The 14612-nt window shown below is 58.7% G+C and carries 14 protein-coding genes; 6 read left to right on the forward strand and 8 right to left on the reverse strand.

Features of this window, described 5'->3' with window-relative positions:
* Positions 1-4: 4 nt before the first annotated feature.
* Positions 5-889: a Dyp-type peroxidase gene (locus ACP7BO_RS08225; protein ID WP_426209502.1), complete on the reverse strand. Its 885-nt coding sequence runs from the start codon at positions 887-889 to the stop codon at positions 5-7.
* Positions 890-1125: 236 nt separating this feature from the next.
* Here ACP7BO_RS08225 and ACP7BO_RS08230 point away from each other — a divergent pair, with 236 nt between their 5' ends.
* Entirely contained in the window at positions 1126-1350 is a 225-nt protein-coding gene (locus ACP7BO_RS08230; RefSeq protein WP_060695224.1) for a DUF6555 family protein, read from the forward strand.
* Positions 1351-1404: 54 nt separating this feature from the next.
* Here the strand turns inward: ACP7BO_RS08230 and ACP7BO_RS08235 are convergent, their stop codons facing one another.
* Positions 1405-1569, reverse strand: coding sequence for a metallothionein (locus ACP7BO_RS08235; RefSeq protein WP_073509524.1), 165 nt, complete (start codon positions 1567-1569; stop codon positions 1405-1407).
* Between the two features lie 181 nt (positions 1570-1750).
* Between ACP7BO_RS08235 and ACP7BO_RS08240 the strand changes: the two genes are divergently transcribed.
* Positions 1751-3169, forward strand: coding sequence for a short-chain fatty acid transporter (locus ACP7BO_RS08240; protein WP_397454818.1), 1419 nt, complete (start codon positions 1751-1753; stop codon positions 3167-3169).
* 73 nt (positions 3170-3242) lie between these two features.
* On the opposite strand, the gene can is transcribed toward ACP7BO_RS08240, so the two are convergent.
* Positions 3243-3887, reverse strand: coding sequence for a carbonate dehydratase (can, locus tag ACP7BO_RS08245; protein WP_060695229.1), 645 nt, complete (start codon positions 3885-3887; stop codon positions 3243-3245).
* A 121-nt stretch (positions 3888-4008) separates the two neighbouring features.
* Here can and ACP7BO_RS08250 point away from each other — a divergent pair, with 121 nt between their 5' ends.
* A complete protein-coding gene (locus tag ACP7BO_RS08250) occupies positions 4009-4428 on the forward strand; it encodes a serine kinase/phosphatase (protein ID WP_397454819.1) in 420 nt (139 codons plus the stop codon).
* Positions 4429-4545: 117 nt separating this feature from the next.
* Here ACP7BO_RS08250 and rimI read toward each other — a convergent pair whose 3' ends face one another.
* Both rimI and ACP7BO_RS08260 read right to left on the reverse strand, forming a co-directional pair.
* Positions 4546-4998: a ribosomal protein S18-alanine N-acetyltransferase gene (gene rimI, locus ACP7BO_RS08255; RefSeq protein WP_426209505.1), complete on the reverse strand. Its 453-nt coding sequence runs from the start codon at positions 4996-4998 to the stop codon at positions 4546-4548.
* The gene (locus tag ACP7BO_RS08260) at positions 4991-5767 is read right to left on the reverse strand and encodes an energy transducer TonB (protein WP_426209507.1); all 777 of its coding nucleotides are present in this window, start codon (positions 5765-5767) and stop codon (positions 4991-4993) included. The genes rimI and ACP7BO_RS08260 overlap by 8 nt, the downstream gene beginning before the upstream one ends.
* A gap of 178 nt (positions 5768-5945) precedes the next feature.
* Between ACP7BO_RS08260 and mksB the strand changes: the two genes are divergently transcribed.
* Genes mksB through mksF form a run of 3 tightly spaced genes read left to right on the forward strand, consistent with a single transcriptional unit; the run spans position 5946 to position 10712 of the window.
* The gene (gene mksB, locus ACP7BO_RS08265; RefSeq protein WP_426209509.1) at positions 5946-7223 is read left to right on the forward strand and encodes an Mks condensin complex protein MksB; all 1278 of its coding nucleotides are present in this window, start codon (positions 5946-5948) and stop codon (positions 7221-7223) included.
* Positions 7213-7875: an Mks condensin complex protein MksE gene (gene mksE / locus ACP7BO_RS08270; protein ID WP_426209511.1), complete on the forward strand. Its 663-nt coding sequence runs from the start codon at positions 7213-7215 to the stop codon at positions 7873-7875. Before mksB ends, mksE begins: the two co-directional genes overlap by 11 nt.
* The gene (gene mksF / locus ACP7BO_RS08275) at positions 7872-10712 is read left to right on the forward strand and encodes an Mks condensin complex protein MksF (RefSeq protein ID WP_060695241.1); all 2841 of its coding nucleotides are present in this window, start codon (positions 7872-7874) and stop codon (positions 10710-10712) included. Before mksE ends, mksF begins: the two co-directional genes overlap by 4 nt.
* A gap of 75 nt (positions 10713-10787) precedes the next feature.
* Here mksF and ACP7BO_RS08280 read toward each other — a convergent pair whose 3' ends face one another.
* Genes ACP7BO_RS08280 through ACP7BO_RS08290 form a run of 3 tightly spaced genes read right to left on the reverse strand, consistent with a single transcriptional unit; the run spans position 10788 to position 14353 of the window.
* Complete coding sequence (locus tag ACP7BO_RS08280; RefSeq protein ID WP_397454824.1) at positions 10788-13091, reverse strand: PqiB family protein; 2304 nt, start codon at positions 13089-13091, stop codon at positions 10788-10790.
* A complete protein-coding gene (locus ACP7BO_RS08285) occupies positions 13084-13707 on the reverse strand; it encodes a paraquat-inducible protein A (protein ID WP_426209514.1) in 624 nt (207 codons plus the stop codon). Before ACP7BO_RS08285 ends, ACP7BO_RS08280 begins: the two co-directional genes overlap by 8 nt.
* Positions 13694-14353 carry a paraquat-inducible protein A gene (locus tag ACP7BO_RS08290; RefSeq protein ID WP_060695245.1) on the reverse strand — a complete coding sequence of 220 codons (660 nt, stop codon included), beginning with the start codon at positions 14351-14353 and terminating at the stop codon, positions 13694-13696. Before ACP7BO_RS08290 ends, ACP7BO_RS08285 begins: the two co-directional genes overlap by 14 nt.
* Positions 14354-14612: the final 259 nt, after the last annotated feature.

Here is a 14612-nt window from a genome sequence, read left to right on the forward strand (position 1 = left end):
AGGGTTAAGCCGGGCGAACCGCGCTCAAATCCATATGCCCGTCTTTCATCGGCGGGCACCAGTAATAACCGCCGCTCAATGGCCGGCTATAACGGTAGAGGCCGTCAACAATGCCGTCTTCAAGGCCGCTCATGCGACGCAACTGGACTTCAAAGGCATTCAGGGTCCGGCTGAACGAGACAAACATCAGCCCGGACTTGCCGTTTTCCGTCCACGGCATGGAGCGACGCACGGTGAAGGCCTCGGGCAAGAAGCTCTCCTGGGCGGTGCGTTTGACGTGGGCCGAAGCCGGTGCGTCTTCAAGCTCTTCGTTATCGCTCAGGCGACGGCCGATGATGTTGTCCTGCTCGGCCTGGGGCAGCGCGGCAAAACCGTTCAGATCATGCTGCCACTGCTGCACCGCGACAAAACAGCCACCGTCCAGGCCAGGGCCGGCATTGGCGACAATGGCCGCTGCTACCGCAGCTTCGTCCACCGGGTTTTCGGTGCCGTCTTCATAGCCGGTCAGGTCTCGGTCGGAGCCGTAGCGGAAACCTTCGGTCACTTGCAGCATGTTGAACGCAGGCGCCAGCGCGGTCTCGATCTTCTGACTGCGATGCAGCAGTTCGCCGCGGTCATCACCCAACAACCACAACCACAGGGCGTGCTGGGTCGACGGGTTTTCAACCATGGCATTGAGTGCCGGGAACACGCGCAGCCCCTGAATTTTCGCGCCCAGGGCAATTACCAGCGGCGACCCGAAGCCTGCCACTACGCTTTTGCCATCCACCCATTGCGACAAAACGTCGAGCGCTGCCGGCAGTGCTTCTACCGACCTGAGGGCGAAAAACATGTAGCGCCCCTGAGAGGGCACGGGTTTGGCGAGAATGCCGGGCTGGTAAAGACTCATAGAAACTCCTTCAGAAAAGCCGGGAGTTTACCCCTGCAGCAGCGCCTTTTCGCAGATCGGGGGGTTATTTTTGTTAAGGACTACGCTAGGTGTGCATAGCGTTTGCCCGCACAGTCAAAAAAACGCTGCTCGCTCGCAATACCCGGGTCGAAGTGCACCTCGACCTTTGTCAATTAAACGGAATTTTTTGATGGCCACAGACTCACTTACAAACCACAGGGAGGTTTTTTTGAATCATGAATTCGGCAAAGCTTTACGTTATTGAATACACACTGCACGGGACCCCGAAATCTTTCATCATCCGCCTGGCACGCATGGATAACGCCGTTGCGTGGCATTGGGCAGGGTGTGATGCGGGGGTGGTACGTATCGGCCGCCCAGGTCGTGAAAACGAGAACAAGTCCAGCCGTCTGGAGGTGGAAAAACACGGTGTTGCGGATGTGAAGTGGCGGGCCACTTGAGTCGCTCTACGCCAGAGGAATCGCGCAGTGCAGAACTGCGCGAGGTTTAGCTGATTACCCCTTGTCACCACAATGGCAGCCGCTGGAGGTGGCGCACGCCTGCCCTTTAGGGTGATGGTCGGCACAGGCCTGGCAGCAGTAGTGCTTGCCATCGCGTTCAATGCCATGGGTGCCTACCTTGCAATTACAGTTCGGACAGTCACATGTGTGCTCTTTCATCTTGAACTCCAAGTTGTCTGGTCGTCACAAAGCGACAGGCTTGCCGCTTACAGTCAGTGACTCTAGACCCTGCGCGATGGTTCACCCTTTATCCCGTCGGAAATACCCTCGAATTGATTTATTGTGCACGCCAGGCTGAAACCGGCCCTTCAATAATCATAAGAACACTGAGGTATTTTCCATGGCCGCTGAGATTGTAGACAGCCGCTACGCCCGCTTTGCCCTGCACTGCTCGAACTGGGCTGAGCGCTGGTTCCCCGACTCCTGGGTATTTGCCGCCGTCGCCGTCATCACGGTCGCGCTGGCCACAATGGCGATGGGCGCCAAACCCACCGAGGCCGCTGTGGCCTTCGGTGACGGGTTCTGGAGCCTGATCCCGTTCACCATGCAAATGGCCTTTGTGGTGATTGGCGGCTATGTGGTCGCCAGCTCTCCACCCGCCGTAAAACTGATCGACAAGCTGGCAAAGGTCCCGAAAAACGGGCGTCAGGCGGTGTGCTGGGTGGCACTGATTTCGATGGTGGCGTCCTTGCTTAACTGGGGTCTGTCGCTGGTGTTTGGCGGGCTGCTGGTGCGGGCGCTGGCCCGGCGTACCAATTTACGCATGGACTATCGCGCCGCCGGCGCCGCTGCCTATTTGGGCCTGGGCGCGGTCTGGGCTTTGGGCCTGTCGTCATCTGCCGCGCAACTGCAGGCCAACCCGGCCAGCCTGCCGCCGTCGATCCTGTCGATTACCGGGGTCATCCCGTTCACCGAAACGATCTTTTTGTGGCAGTCCGGCGTCATGCTGGCGGCGCTGGTGGTGGTTTCGCTGATCGTTGCCTACGCGACGGCTCCAGGCCCTGACTCGGCACGCGATGCCGCCGCCTGCGGCATTGACCCGACGTTCAGCACCCCCAAACTGCCACCGCGCACCCGGCCCGGCGAATGGCTGGAATACAGCCCGCTGCTGACTATTTTGCTGGTACTGCTGGCAGGCGGCTGGCTGCTTCATGAGTTCTCGACCAAACCCGCGATCAGCGCCATTTCGGGGCTCAACACCTATAACTTCCTGTTCCTGATGCTCGGTGCACTGCTGCACTGGCGCCCCCGCAGCTTTCTGGATGCGGTAGCCCGCGCAGTGCCTACGACCACCGGGGTGATGATTCAATTCCCGCTGTATGGCTCGATTGCCGCGCTGATGACCGTGGTCAAAGGCACTGACGGGCAAACCCTGGCCCATCATATTTCCACGTTCTTCGTGCAGATCGCCTCCCATGACACCTATGCCCTGTTGATGGGGGTGTACTCGGCGATCCTGGGCTTTTTCATTCCGTCCGGCGGCGGTAAATGGATTATCGAAGCACCCTATGTGATGCAAGTGGCCAATGACCTGGAGTACCACCTGGGCTGGGCGGTGCAGATTTATAACGCGGCCGAGGCCTTGCCGAATTTGATCAACCCGTTCTATATGCTGCCGTTGCTGGGCGTGCTGGGGTTGAAGGCGCGGGACTTGATTGGCTTTTCATTCGTGCAACTGCTGGTGCATACGCCCCTGGTGCTGTTTTTGCTGTGGGCGCTGGGCACCACGCTGACTTATGTACCGCCAGTGATGCCGTAGCAGTAGAAAACACTTGCTCGCGATGCAAGGGGCGCCATCGCGAGCAAGCTCGCGCCTGCAGGTTACGGGTGTGTCAGACCGCACCCAGCGGACGCAAACGGTATTGCGGCGGCAATTGGTCCAGCCCGCTGATGGTGGTGTTCAGGCTTTTCCAGCGGCCGTCTTTAATCCCGTAGATGCAGCCGTGGACCGACAGCTTCTGCCCGCGATGCCAGGCGTTCTGCACAATGTTGGTGTGACCCACGTTTGCCACTTGCTGGATCACATTGAGCTCGCACAAACGGTCGACGCGCTCTTCCTCGGTGGGCAATAGCGCCAGCATTTCGCGGTTCTCGTAATACAGATCGCGTATCGAGCGCAGCCAGCCGTCGATCAGTCCCAGCTGCTGGTCCTTCATCGAAGCCCGTACCCCGCCACAACCATAGTGGCCGGTGACCAGAATGTGTTTGACCTTCAATACGTCGACCGCGTACTGGATGACCGACAGGCAATTAAGGTCGGTATGCAGCACCACATTGGCCACATTGCGGTGTACGAACAAATCGCCCGGCAGCATACCGACGATCTCGTTGGCGGGTACTCGCGCATCCGAACAACCAATCCATAGGTATTCCGGCGTTTGCTGGCGGGCCAGCTTGGCAAAGAACTCGGGATCTTCCTGCTTGATCGCATCTGCCCAGCGTTCGTTGTTATCAATCAGGTCTTGTAGTTCGTTCATGCTGTGAAGCCTCAAGAGTTGATGCGCTGCTTTGACAGCCAACCATTGGTCGGGGTCACGTGGAATCTTCAGGGTCGTCTACAGTCCACCGTAATAAGGACCCACATTATGAGGAATTACCATGACTGATTCACGTCGTCCGTTTGGAGCAGAAGAACCTGAGGACATCGACGATACAGAAGACCGCATGGGCTCGGTTGAACCGCTGGACTTTGACGATCCTGATGACACTCGCGAGTCGCTGGACGACCTGGTGACGGATGAAGAATACAAGCGCCATATCGGTGACAATCGCCCGCGCAACCGGGAAGTCAGCGGGGCGGCACTGCCGGGCAGGGATTCGGATCCGGATGACCTGGATGCAGACATGCTGATACCCGAAGACGGTGCCCGGGATGCCTACGAGGCAGTGGAAGAGCGTGGTGGCGCAGCCGACTGGGATCTTAGCGTGGTCAAAGGCAGTGAAATTGGCGCAGGCCACGGTCTGGACGAAGCGGAGCTGGCAGATCTAGATCCGGTGGGGCGTAAACAACCTAAGTAACTTGCTGAACCTGAGCAGGCCAGCTGTTACAAACCTGTAGGAGCGAGCTTGCTCGCGAGCTTTTCAAGAAAGATACAGCTCGCGAGCAAGCTCGCTCCTACAGGGTGCTGGTGCTGGTCAGTCCACCAGGGTGCAGGCCATGACGACCGCATCTTCACGACCGCCAACGGCCGGATAGTAATCGCGGCGGCGGCCGATTTCGTTGAAGCCATAACGCTCGTACAACTTGAACGCCGCCGTGTTGCTGTCGCGCAGCTCAAGGAAACACTCCCGTGCATTGTTTGCGTAGGCAATCGACATCAGGTGTTCGAGCAATTTGAGACCGAGGCCACGGCCCTGGCTTTCCGGCTTGACGGTAATGTTCAGCAAATGTGCTTCATCGAGGATGATTTGTACCACCCCGTGGCCTACTTGCTGTTCACCTTCAAACATCAGCCAGATCTGGTATTTGCCCAGCCCGTCGAGAAAAATACCGCGGGTCCACGGGTGGCTGAAGGCGGCGTATTCAATTTTCAGTACGGCTTCAAGGTCCGCCTCGGTCATCGGGCGAAAAGTTACAGCGTCACTCATCATTTTGTTTCCAGCGCGCCATTAGCCGGCGCATGGCTTGCCACACATGCGCTTTGCGTTGTGGCTCATCCATTAAGAGTTCCAGACCCGGCAGCGCCCATGCGCAGCCCAGCCCTTCAATTTCGAGTTCAGTGTTAAACGCTTCAGCGTCTGCCTCACCGGCAAAACGCACGGCCGGCAACCCCACCAGCCACAAGCAGGCACACTCGGCGTCTTCGAGACGGGCCATGACAAAGCCCTGCACGAATTCACGCGCCGCTTCCGGCCCCTGATCGACATTGCCGCGGCGCAACAGCGGCCAGCGTACGGGCTCGCCAATGATTTGCGGGCTGTCGGGCAGACCGGCAGCACGCAACATGTCCTTTAACAACAAGTAGGCCGGGTCACGGCTCTGGAACGCGCTGCCTGTGGGTAACTCCACCAGCACCAGGCAACGCCCGGCCCGCAGCAACTGCAAGGCAAAGCGCGGTGGCGGCAGTTGCACCACCCTGGCCGTTACCGGCACCGGCTCGGCTTCAACCACAGGCTTGCTGACCGGGCGTACTGTGACCGAAGGCCGGGGCACTTCGATCTTTGGCCGCTCAGCAGGCACGCTCGCAGCCGCCACAGCCTTGACCACTGGACGCGCAATCACGGGCTCTGCAGGCGGCTCAGGGAGCACCAGCAGTTCGGGCCGCGAAGGCGCGGCAAACGGCAATTCGGTGCGCGGTAACCAGCTGACCACCTGCATGGCAGTCATGTAAGCGCGGCGGCGGGACTCGTTCAACAAGGGGCGGCCATCTGTGGATAACTAAAGAGGGGCGATTCTACCGCCCTTCTGCCCTTCCCGCCCGCAGTTGATGCCTAAACGGTTGATCGGTCCGTGGCGCCTCTGATCGCCAAGTGATGACTCGACAGCACGTTGCAGTACAATCGCGACCTTTCATTGCCAATTGACCGGCCCTCCCATGATCGAACCCAAGCGCGTATTACGTGCCCTCGCCGAGCACTGGGCCCTCCTTGAGCCTTTGTGTGAACACTTCGACCAAGGCACGTTGAGCCTCAGCGAGCTGCGTCTGCAATTGGCTATCCATCAAGTGGATAGCACGCCGCAGGACATCACTAACGTCCTCGACAGCTGGATCCGGCTGGATATTCTGGTGCCGGTCGCCAAAAGCCCGAACCGCTTTGAGTTGAATGCACAAATTCTCGACTTTCTGGCGTACCTGAGGCGCGAACACCGCCTGGGCCTGTGCCTGGAAATCGAAGCCTATCTGCGTCATCTGGAGCGTCTGGCAGGTTATATCCAGGATGCGTTCGACATCCGTGACGGTCATGATCTGGCGCGCCAGTTGCGTTTGCTCGATATGCGCGTTCGCGATGTGCTGAAAAAACTCGCCAATGACGAACAGGCCCTGGTCGCGGTGGCCGAACGGGCCAAGACCAGCGACCGGCAGATCCCTCTGCGCCAGCGTTATGCCGAGGTTCTGGCGACCTGGGACGAATACGTCGAGCCGATGATCCAGCTGGTCAACGCCGACGGTGCTTTCGAGCAAGGCGTGCGCAAGGTTGAAAACGTATTGCTGCGCATGCTCAGCGAGCAGCAGCGACTCGGCCATCTGGTCGATGACGACATGTTGCTGCGCACCCACGCGCGGATCCTTGAAATGCAAACCAGCGCCCAGCTGACTTTGCGCCATGCCCGTGAACTGCTGTTGCCACTGCGTGAAGAAGCGCGCCGTCACAACGCCGTGACCCGTGGCGCGGCACTGGCGCTGGCAGCCATTCGCCGCAAAGGGCTGGACGCCGTGCCCCAAGCATCGATGCCGATGTTCACGCGCCCGCAAAGTACCTTTTTGGGCAGCGCCAGCCAGGTTGAAGCCTACGTGTATGCACTGGCCCGCTTTGAGCCCAAGCCGGCACGCTTCCCCAAGGCGCATAAAGTCCATCGGGGCGAAACGCCCAAAGCGCCGCGTACGGTCAAGGATATGCTCGATCGGTGCAGCGCTGCGTTGCCGATGCCGGACTTGATGAGCTGGCTGCTGGCACAAGAGCCCGACGGTGACACCGACGAGTTGCTGTACTGGTTCTCCCGCCTGTCACGGGAAAAACGCTTCGTGCGCGAACGCCTCGAGCGTCGCGATTATCACACCCACGAACATCTGGTCAGCCTGCGTTCCTTCGCCCTGCTTTCGCGCAGCGAAGACGCAACCGAGACTACAGCGAGCCCTCTCCATGCATCTTGATCTGTCAGAACTGTCCCAACTTGCGCCGATCTTTCGTGAGTTGTTCAAGGGTTACCACGTCAGCCGTCGCGACCCGGAGCTGTACGCGCAACTGTCCAACTTCCAGGATCAATACCGCGCCCTGTTCAAGGCGCTGGGCTTTGAACTGGTGTGTGATACCCGAGGCTTTTATTACTTCGTGCCCGACACCGCTACCGCGCAAGTGAACAAGACTGCGCAACGCCTGGCGCTGTTCACTTTTATCATCGTCGAGCATCTGGCCGATCAGGGCCGCGACCCGATTGCCGTACTCGATGGCGGCAGTCTGGGCCGCGATGAGCTGCCCGCGCTGCTGGATAAATACCGGGACCTGTTTGTACAGGCGGAAGTCACCACCCACGAAGAGCTGGAAGAAAAGATCATGCGCCGCATGACGCAGCTCGGGTTTGCCAGCGAAGAGCCCGGCATCTACCGTTTTCTGCCGCCGATGCACCGCTTCCTCGACGTCTGCCTGTCGGTTCAGCAAGACCGCGATCTGGCCGCCAGCCTGCACAGCATTCTGCCGCTGCCCACGCCGGTGTTGATCGACGATGACGCAGAGCCCGCCGATGAAGACGAAGATGCCGCACTGGCTCGCGCCATTGCCGCCGAGCAACAGGAGATGGATGCATGAGTCAGGAACGCTACGGAATACGCCGCTTTGCCTTGCTCAATACCGCCGGTTACAGCCTGGGTCTGTTCCCGCTGGAGCATCCGCTGTCGGTGTACGGCGCCAACAACCTCGGCAAATCAGCCTCGATCAATGCCTTGCAGTTCCCGATTCTGGCGCGCATGTCAGACATGAGCTTCGGCAAGTACAGCCTCGAACAGTCGCGCCGCTTCTACTTTGCGTCGGACACCAGCTACATCCTCGTGGAAGTCTCCCTGCCCCATGGCCCCCATGTGATCGGCGTGGTGGGCCGCGGCCCGGGCGGCGGCTTCGGTCACCAGTTTTTCGCCTACGCGGGCGAGCTGGACCTGGCCCATTACCAGAAAGACGACACCTGCCTGCGGCAAAAAGAGTTGTTCACCAACCTTGAGCGTAATGGCCTCAAGGCCTACGAGCTCAAGCCCGACGAGCTGCGCCGCTTGCTGGTGGGCGGGCATACCTCGATCCCGCTGGACCTGACGCTGATCCCGCTGCGTTCCACCAGCGAACAAAGCATGAAGACGTTCCGCGCGCTGTTTATCAACCTGCTGCACATGCGCGAAATCACCGCCGCCAAGCTCAAGCAACTGTTCCTCGATGCCTTCGAGCACAGTCTGCGTTCGGGCAGCGTCGATTACATTGCCGCCTGTGAAGAAGCCTTCCGCGACGTGCGACGCATGGAGCAGGACTACAACGCACTGGTCGGCGCCGGGCCGCTGGTTGAAGCGCTGGCTGCCGGCGTTCGCCAGCGTGATCTGTTGCGCGGCAAGCTGCATCGCCTGTCGCCGCTCCTGGATTCGCTGCTCGGCACCTGGCAGGACTACGCCGGGGCACGCAAGGAAGAGTTGCTGATTCAATCCGAGCACTACCGCAACGAACAGGATTCGCTGCAAAACAATCAACGCAGCAGCACCCAGGAGCTGATGCGCCTGGAGCGGGAAATCAGTGGCATCCAGCGCTGGCTCGGCGAGCTGTCAGTGCTCAAGCATCGCTTTGCCCTGGTTGACGATGTGAAAGTGCTGGAGCAGCAATTGCTGGCCGCCAAGGATGCCCACGACGAATTGGCAGGCGCCCTGGCGCAATCGCGGCAGTTCAGCGCCGAGGATCTGGACGAGCGCCTGCGGGATCTGGAAAAACGCCTGAAATCGGTCAAGCAACAGCTCGACCACGCCGACAACAATAGCTACGCCCGTCTGCGCGAAGAGTTTTCACAGCAGGATGTGGAGCGCCTGATGCGCCTGTTCAACAGCGCCCTGTTCAGCTTGCCTCTGGGCGAGCACGGGATTGCGCTGGATGACAGTGACGCGTGGGTCAAATCCCTGGAGTTGATCCTCGATGGCTTTAAAGGTGAGCGTTTTGAGGCACCCGGGCTTTGCATCGACCTCAGTCACATTGAGCCGCCTGCCCTGCAAGCGCTGGCCGACCGCGCTGCGTTGCGCGAGCAAAAAGAGCGCCTGGAAAAAGAACTCAAGCAACTGAAAACCCAGCAGGCCGTGACCTCTGACCGGGCGGCGAGCAAGAGTGAAGCCGAGTCTCTGTATCAACAGGTGCTGGACGCACAAAAGGCGCTGGAAGACTTCCGCCGCAGCCAGACGTTGAGTGCCGAGGAAGGCGAAAAACTTGAGCAACTGGCCCAGGCCGAAGGTGCGCAAGACGAATTGAAACGCTCCAGCGATGCGTTCACCGAACGGGTGCAACAACTGTCGGCCAAGCTGCAACTGGTGGGCCGCCAGATCGGTGACATGGAAGCCAAGCAGCGCACTCTGGATGACAGCTTGCGCCGTCGTCAGTTGTTGCCGGCCGATCTGCCGTTCGGTACGCCGTTCATGGACCCGGTCGACGACTCGATGGACAACCTGTTGCCGTTGCTCAACGACTATCAGGACAGCTGGCAGAGCCTGTTGCGCAGCGACGGTCAGATCGAAGCGCTGTATGCGCAGGTGCGCCTCAAAGGCGTTGCCAAGTTCGACAGCGAAGATGACATGGAGCGTCGTCTGCAATTGCTGATCAACGCTTATGCGCACCGTACCGAGGAAGCCCTGACTCTGGGCAAGGCCCGTCGTGCAGCCGTGACTGACATCGCCCGGACCCTGCGCAATATTCGCAGTGACTACGACAGCCTTGAACACCAGCTGGCGTTGTTCAACCGCGAGATCAACAAGCGTCAGGTCTCCAACTTGCAGAGCTTTCGTATCGTGCTGGCGCCGAACAAGGAGGCGCTCAAGCATATCGATCAGATTATCCACAGCGCAGGTCAGTACGAAGAAGGCGAAACCCTGTCGGTGTTCGACCTCAGCCAGAGCGCCGAGCAGGACAACAAGAACGAAGAAGCCAAGGAGTATCTGGCGCGACTGGTAGCGGCAAACCATAACCAGCTGGGGCTCAAGGATCTGTTTGAGCTGGCGTTCGAGATCACCAAGGTCAATGGACAGCCGGTGATCCACACCGATATCGACGGTGCTGCGTCCAACGGTACGACCATGACCATCAAGGCGCTGACCAACATGTATCTGTTGCTGCACTTGATGGATCGCGATCAGGCCGGGCGTATCCGTTTGCCGTACTACCTGGACGAAGCCGCCGACATTGACGAGAAGAACCAGACTGCGCTGCTGGAAACCAGTCTGCAGTTAGGCTTTGTGCCTATTCTGGCCAGTGTAAAACCGCAGGTCTGTGCCCACGTGGCCATCGACCTTGAAGGTGGCAGCGGCCCGAACGGGATTTACATCGATGAGGATGACTGGAAGTACATCCGCCGCCATGACGAGGTGCAACCTGCGACTGGCGCACCGGTTCAGCTGCCGGAGCTGGATGAAGTCTGAGACCTGATGTGCGCTGTAAACCAAAAGGCCGCGATCAATGATCGCGGCCTTTTTTTGAGCGGTTACAACTGGCGGCTATTTGCCCAGCGGGATTTTCGGTGCCCATTGCAGCCACTCTTCCTCGAACTTGTCGAACAAGGGGAAGGTTTGCTCCGGGCGGGCCTGATTGCCCATCTTGTCGTCATCCGGCGTGGCAAAGGCAATACCGCCCTGGACCAGGGTTTCCAACGACTCGGTGCGGATGGTGGCGCCTTTGAACAGGCCAAAATCGACACCAAAACCGCTGCTGTTCCAGAAGCGGCTGCCACTGCGCACTAACGGCGCGTAACGCGGCTCGATCAGGATATGCACCAGTACACGGTCCGCGGTGTTGCCCAGCTCGTATCCGGTGACCTTGCCGACCGTGACTTCACGGTAGGTCACGGGTACGCCTTCCTTGAGCGAGCCACGGCGTGCAGCACTCAACACCAGGCTTAGCCCGGCTTGCGAGACGGCAGCCTCCGGCGCTTGGTCCAGAGCGACAAAGTTGGTTTGCGGCCCCAGTTGTCGGGCCGCAGGCTGCACTTCCAGGTACTGACCGGTTACCAGGGTTTCCAGGTTTGCAGTTTTCATCAGCCCGAGCTCGGGTTTGACCACCCAGAACTGACTGCCCACCCGTGCGATTCGCCCTGGCACTTCGGTGATGCGGGCCTTGAGCATTACCGACTGCAGATCGTCACTGAGGTCGACGCTTTCGATCTTGCCTACATCCAGACCTTTGAACCGAATCGGTGTACCGCTGCGCAGTCCATCGGCACGGGCCACTTTGATTGTTACAGCAACACCTTGCTGCATTGCAGCGTCGCGGTCGGTGAACAGGCGGAAACGCGGGATACGTTTTTGCAGGGGCGCCGTGGCTTCCGGCGTTTCGAATGCAATCCCGCCGGCCATCAGGCTTTGCAGGGACTCACTCTTGACCTGAATTCCTCCGGTCAATCCGCCCGTAAGGGTAATACCGCTGGCATTCCAGAAACGGGTTGAGGCGTTGACCAGGTTTTCATATTCCTTCTCGATGTGCACACCGATGACCAGTTGTTTCTTGGTGCGGGAGAACTGGTAACTCTGGACCGAGCCCACCTTGACCTGCTTATAGAGAATCGGACTGCCTACATCCAGTGAGCCCAGGTTTTCGGTAAAGAGCACCATGTGCAGACCCGGTGAACGCAGGTCCAGCGGTGGCGCTTTGGGCCGGGCCACGAATTCACGCTCCGGCGTACTGCCCTTGTCACCCGGGCGGATGGCGATGTAGTTGCCTTTCACCAGAGCCTCGAGCCCGGTGATGCCGGCCAGCGAGATGGAGGGTTTTACCACCCAGAACTGGGTGCCCTGCACCAGGTAATCTTCCGCCAACGGGTCCAGTGCCAGTTCGGCACTGGCACTGGTCAGGTCCGGATCGACTTTCAAGGCCTTGAGGCTACCGACCTGGATACCTTTGTACATGACCGGTGTACGACCGGCTTGCAGACCTTCAAAGTCACTCAGTTTGACTTTGACCTTGATCCCCGCCTGGGCGGCGTCAAAGTCCTCATAGAGCCGGAACGGCAGGCTTGAATCAGTCGGCGGGCTATCTTTGCGGTTCTCTGGCGTCGCGAAAGCGATACCACCGGCAACGATGCTGGCCAGGGATTCGCTGCGTACTTTCACACCGGAGAGGTTGGCGTCGATGCTGATGCCGCTGGCGTTCCAGAATCGTGTGTGTTTACGCACCAGGTTGGCGTAAGTAGGTTCGATGAAGACCTTGATTTCGACAGTACTTTGATCTTCTGACAGCACGTAGCTTTTGATCTGCCCCACCTGGATCTGTTTGTAAAAGACCGGGCTGCCACGGTTTAACGAACCCAGGCGATCGGCTTTAAGCGTCAGGTGCAGTCCGGGCTTGGCGTCAGACAGAGGCGGCTCTTGTGACAAGGCCTTGAACTTGCGAGTGGGCTCGCCATCGGCCGGGCTGACGGCGATGTAGTTGCCTGATACCAGGGTTTCCAGACCGGTAATACCCGCCAGGGATACGCTGGGTTTGACCAGCCAGAATCGGGTATTGGTTCTCAGGTACTGCTCGACGTCTTTGTCCATCTCGACGGTGGCAATCACCCCTTTGCTCGGGCCATCCTCATCCAGGGCCAGGGTTTTGACCTTGCCCACAGGCATGCCTTTGTAGACCACTTCAGTCTTGTTGGCGACGATGCCTTCGCCACTTTCGAAGCGTACCTGAATATCGATTCCGGTCTGGGTATAGGCGCGCCATCCCAGCCAGCCACCGATGATCAGGGCAATGAGCGGGAGAATCCAGATTGCCGACCAGTTGGAGGCCGGGCGGGTTTTAGCGGTAGGCAATTCACTCATGGTCGTCGTCCGACTCCGTGTTATCCCAAATCAGTCGGGGATCAAAAGTTACAGCGGCTAGCATTGTTAATACCACCACACTGGCAAAAGCCACCGCGCCAAGATTGGCCTCGATGCTGGCTATTCGTCCAAAGTTCACCACCGCCACCAGGATGGCGATGACAAAAATATCCAGCATTGACCAGCGGCCAATGAATTCGATAAAGCGGTACATGATGATCCGTTGCCGGGCTGACAGAGGCTGGCGGCGCTGTACTGAAAACAACAGCAAGGCGATACCGACGAGCTTGAAGGTTGGCACCAGGATACTGGCCACAAATACAACGGCCGCAATCGGGATCATGCCGTGCTGAACCAGCTCGATGACGCCCGCCATGATGGTGCTCGGAGAACCTTGGCCCAATGAGTTGACTGTCATGATCGGCAGCAGATTGGCCGGAATATAGAGAATGGCGGAGGTTAGCAACAATGCCCAGGTACGCATAAGGCTGTCTGGGCGCCGTGCATGGACCAGTGCGCCACATCGGGTACAGCTTTGTTCGTCGGTCTCGGGATCCTGTCTGTTCAGTTCGTGGCACTCGCCGCAAATCAAGACTCCTGCATCAATCGCCCGCATGGAGATCCTCCCCGGAAAGTGCCTGCCAAATCTGGTGAGGTGACATCACAACCTCCAGCAAGACCTGTATCAGCAATAAACTGACAAAGCAGGTTAAACCAAGACCGAGACTCAACTCTGCAAGGTCGGACAATTTCACAATCGCCACTAATACCCCCATCAGGTACACCTCGAGCATGCCCCAGTCCCGTAAGTGGTGGTACATACGGTAAATAAGCAGCCCGTAGCTGCGGCCTATGTTCCAGCGAATGCTGAGTAACACGGCGAGTTGGCAGAGCAGCTTGAGCAGCGGAATCCCCATGCTGCACAGGAAGACCACGACGGCGATACCCTGCATGCCGGTATTGAACAGGCCAAGTACACCGCTCCAGACTGTATCTTGCGATGTCTGACCCAATAGATTGAGTTGCATGATGGGTAAAAAGTTCGCAGGCACGTAGAGCAGCAAAGCGGCAATCACCAGCGCGAGGCTGCGTTCGACGACATTGTGCCGATGGGCATAGAGTTCATAACCGCAGCGAGGGCATTGGGCTTTTTCACCGAGGGCGAGATGCGGCCTGCGCATCAGCAGATCGCACTCGTGGCAGGCCACTAACTCGTCCAGCGGTAGATCTGACACCCCTTGGGGGTCAACCGGATCTGGCATATAGGAGTCTCTGGCTCAGAAAATGACTGCGCCTATTCTAGTGCGCGGACTACAAAATAACTGTGCATATTTGTAGGACTTTAGCTTCAGGTGAGCCTGGGCCCGTAGTGCTGGAGTTGCAGCGTATCGCTGTCTGCAACTTTTCTCGCCACAAAAACAAACCCCCTGTCTGCGTGAGCAGACAGGGGGTTTGGAATTTAATCTTGACGATGACCTACTCTCACATGGGGAAACCCCACACTACCATCGGCGATGCATC

This window comes from Pseudomonas sp. TWR2-1-1 (assembly GCF_049897045.1).
In the GTDB taxonomy this organism is placed as follows: Bacteria; Pseudomonadota; Gammaproteobacteria; order Pseudomonadales; family Pseudomonadaceae; genus Aquipseudomonas; species Aquipseudomonas versuta.

Coding starts and splice junctions, on each gene's coding strand:
- ACP7BO_RS08225 (WP_426209502.1), bottom strand. CDS start 889: ATGAGTCTTTACCAGCCCGGCATTCTCGCCAAACCCGTGCCCTCTCAG.
- ACP7BO_RS08230 (WP_060695224.1), top strand. CDS start 1,126: ATGAATTCGGCAAAGCTTTACGTTATTGAATACACACTGCACGGGACC.
- ACP7BO_RS08235 (WP_073509524.1), bottom strand. CDS start 1,569: ATGAAAGAGCACACATGTGACTGTCCGAACTGTAATTGCAAGGTAGGC.
- ACP7BO_RS08240 (WP_397454818.1), top strand. CDS start 1,751: ATGGCCGCTGAGATTGTAGACAGCCGCTACGCCCGCTTTGCCCTGCAC.
- can (WP_060695229.1), bottom strand. CDS start 3,887: ATGAACGAACTACAAGACCTGATTGATAACAACGAACGCTGGGCAGAT.
- ACP7BO_RS08250 (WP_397454819.1), top strand. CDS start 4,009: ATGACTGATTCACGTCGTCCGTTTGGAGCAGAAGAACCTGAGGACATC.
- rimI (WP_426209505.1), bottom strand. CDS start 4,998: ATGAGTGACGCTGTAACTTTTCGCCCGATGACCGAGGCGGACCTTGAA.
- mksB (WP_426209509.1), top strand. CDS start 5,946: ATGATCGAACCCAAGCGCGTATTACGTGCCCTCGCCGAGCACTGGGCC.
- mksE (WP_426209511.1), top strand. CDS start 7,213: ATGCATCTTGATCTGTCAGAACTGTCCCAACTTGCGCCGATCTTTCGT.
- mksF (WP_060695241.1), top strand. CDS start 7,872: ATGAGTCAGGAACGCTACGGAATACGCCGCTTTGCCTTGCTCAATACC.
- ACP7BO_RS08280 (WP_397454824.1), bottom strand. CDS start 13,091: ATGAGTGAATTGCCTACCGCTAAAACCCGCCCGGCCTCCAACTGGTCG.
- ACP7BO_RS08285 (WP_426209514.1), bottom strand. CDS start 13,707: ATGCGGGCGATTGATGCAGGAGTCTTGATTTGCGGCGAGTGCCACGAA.
- ACP7BO_RS08290 (WP_060695245.1), bottom strand. CDS start 14,353: ATGCCAGATCCGGTTGACCCCCAAGGGGTGTCAGATCTACCGCTGGAC.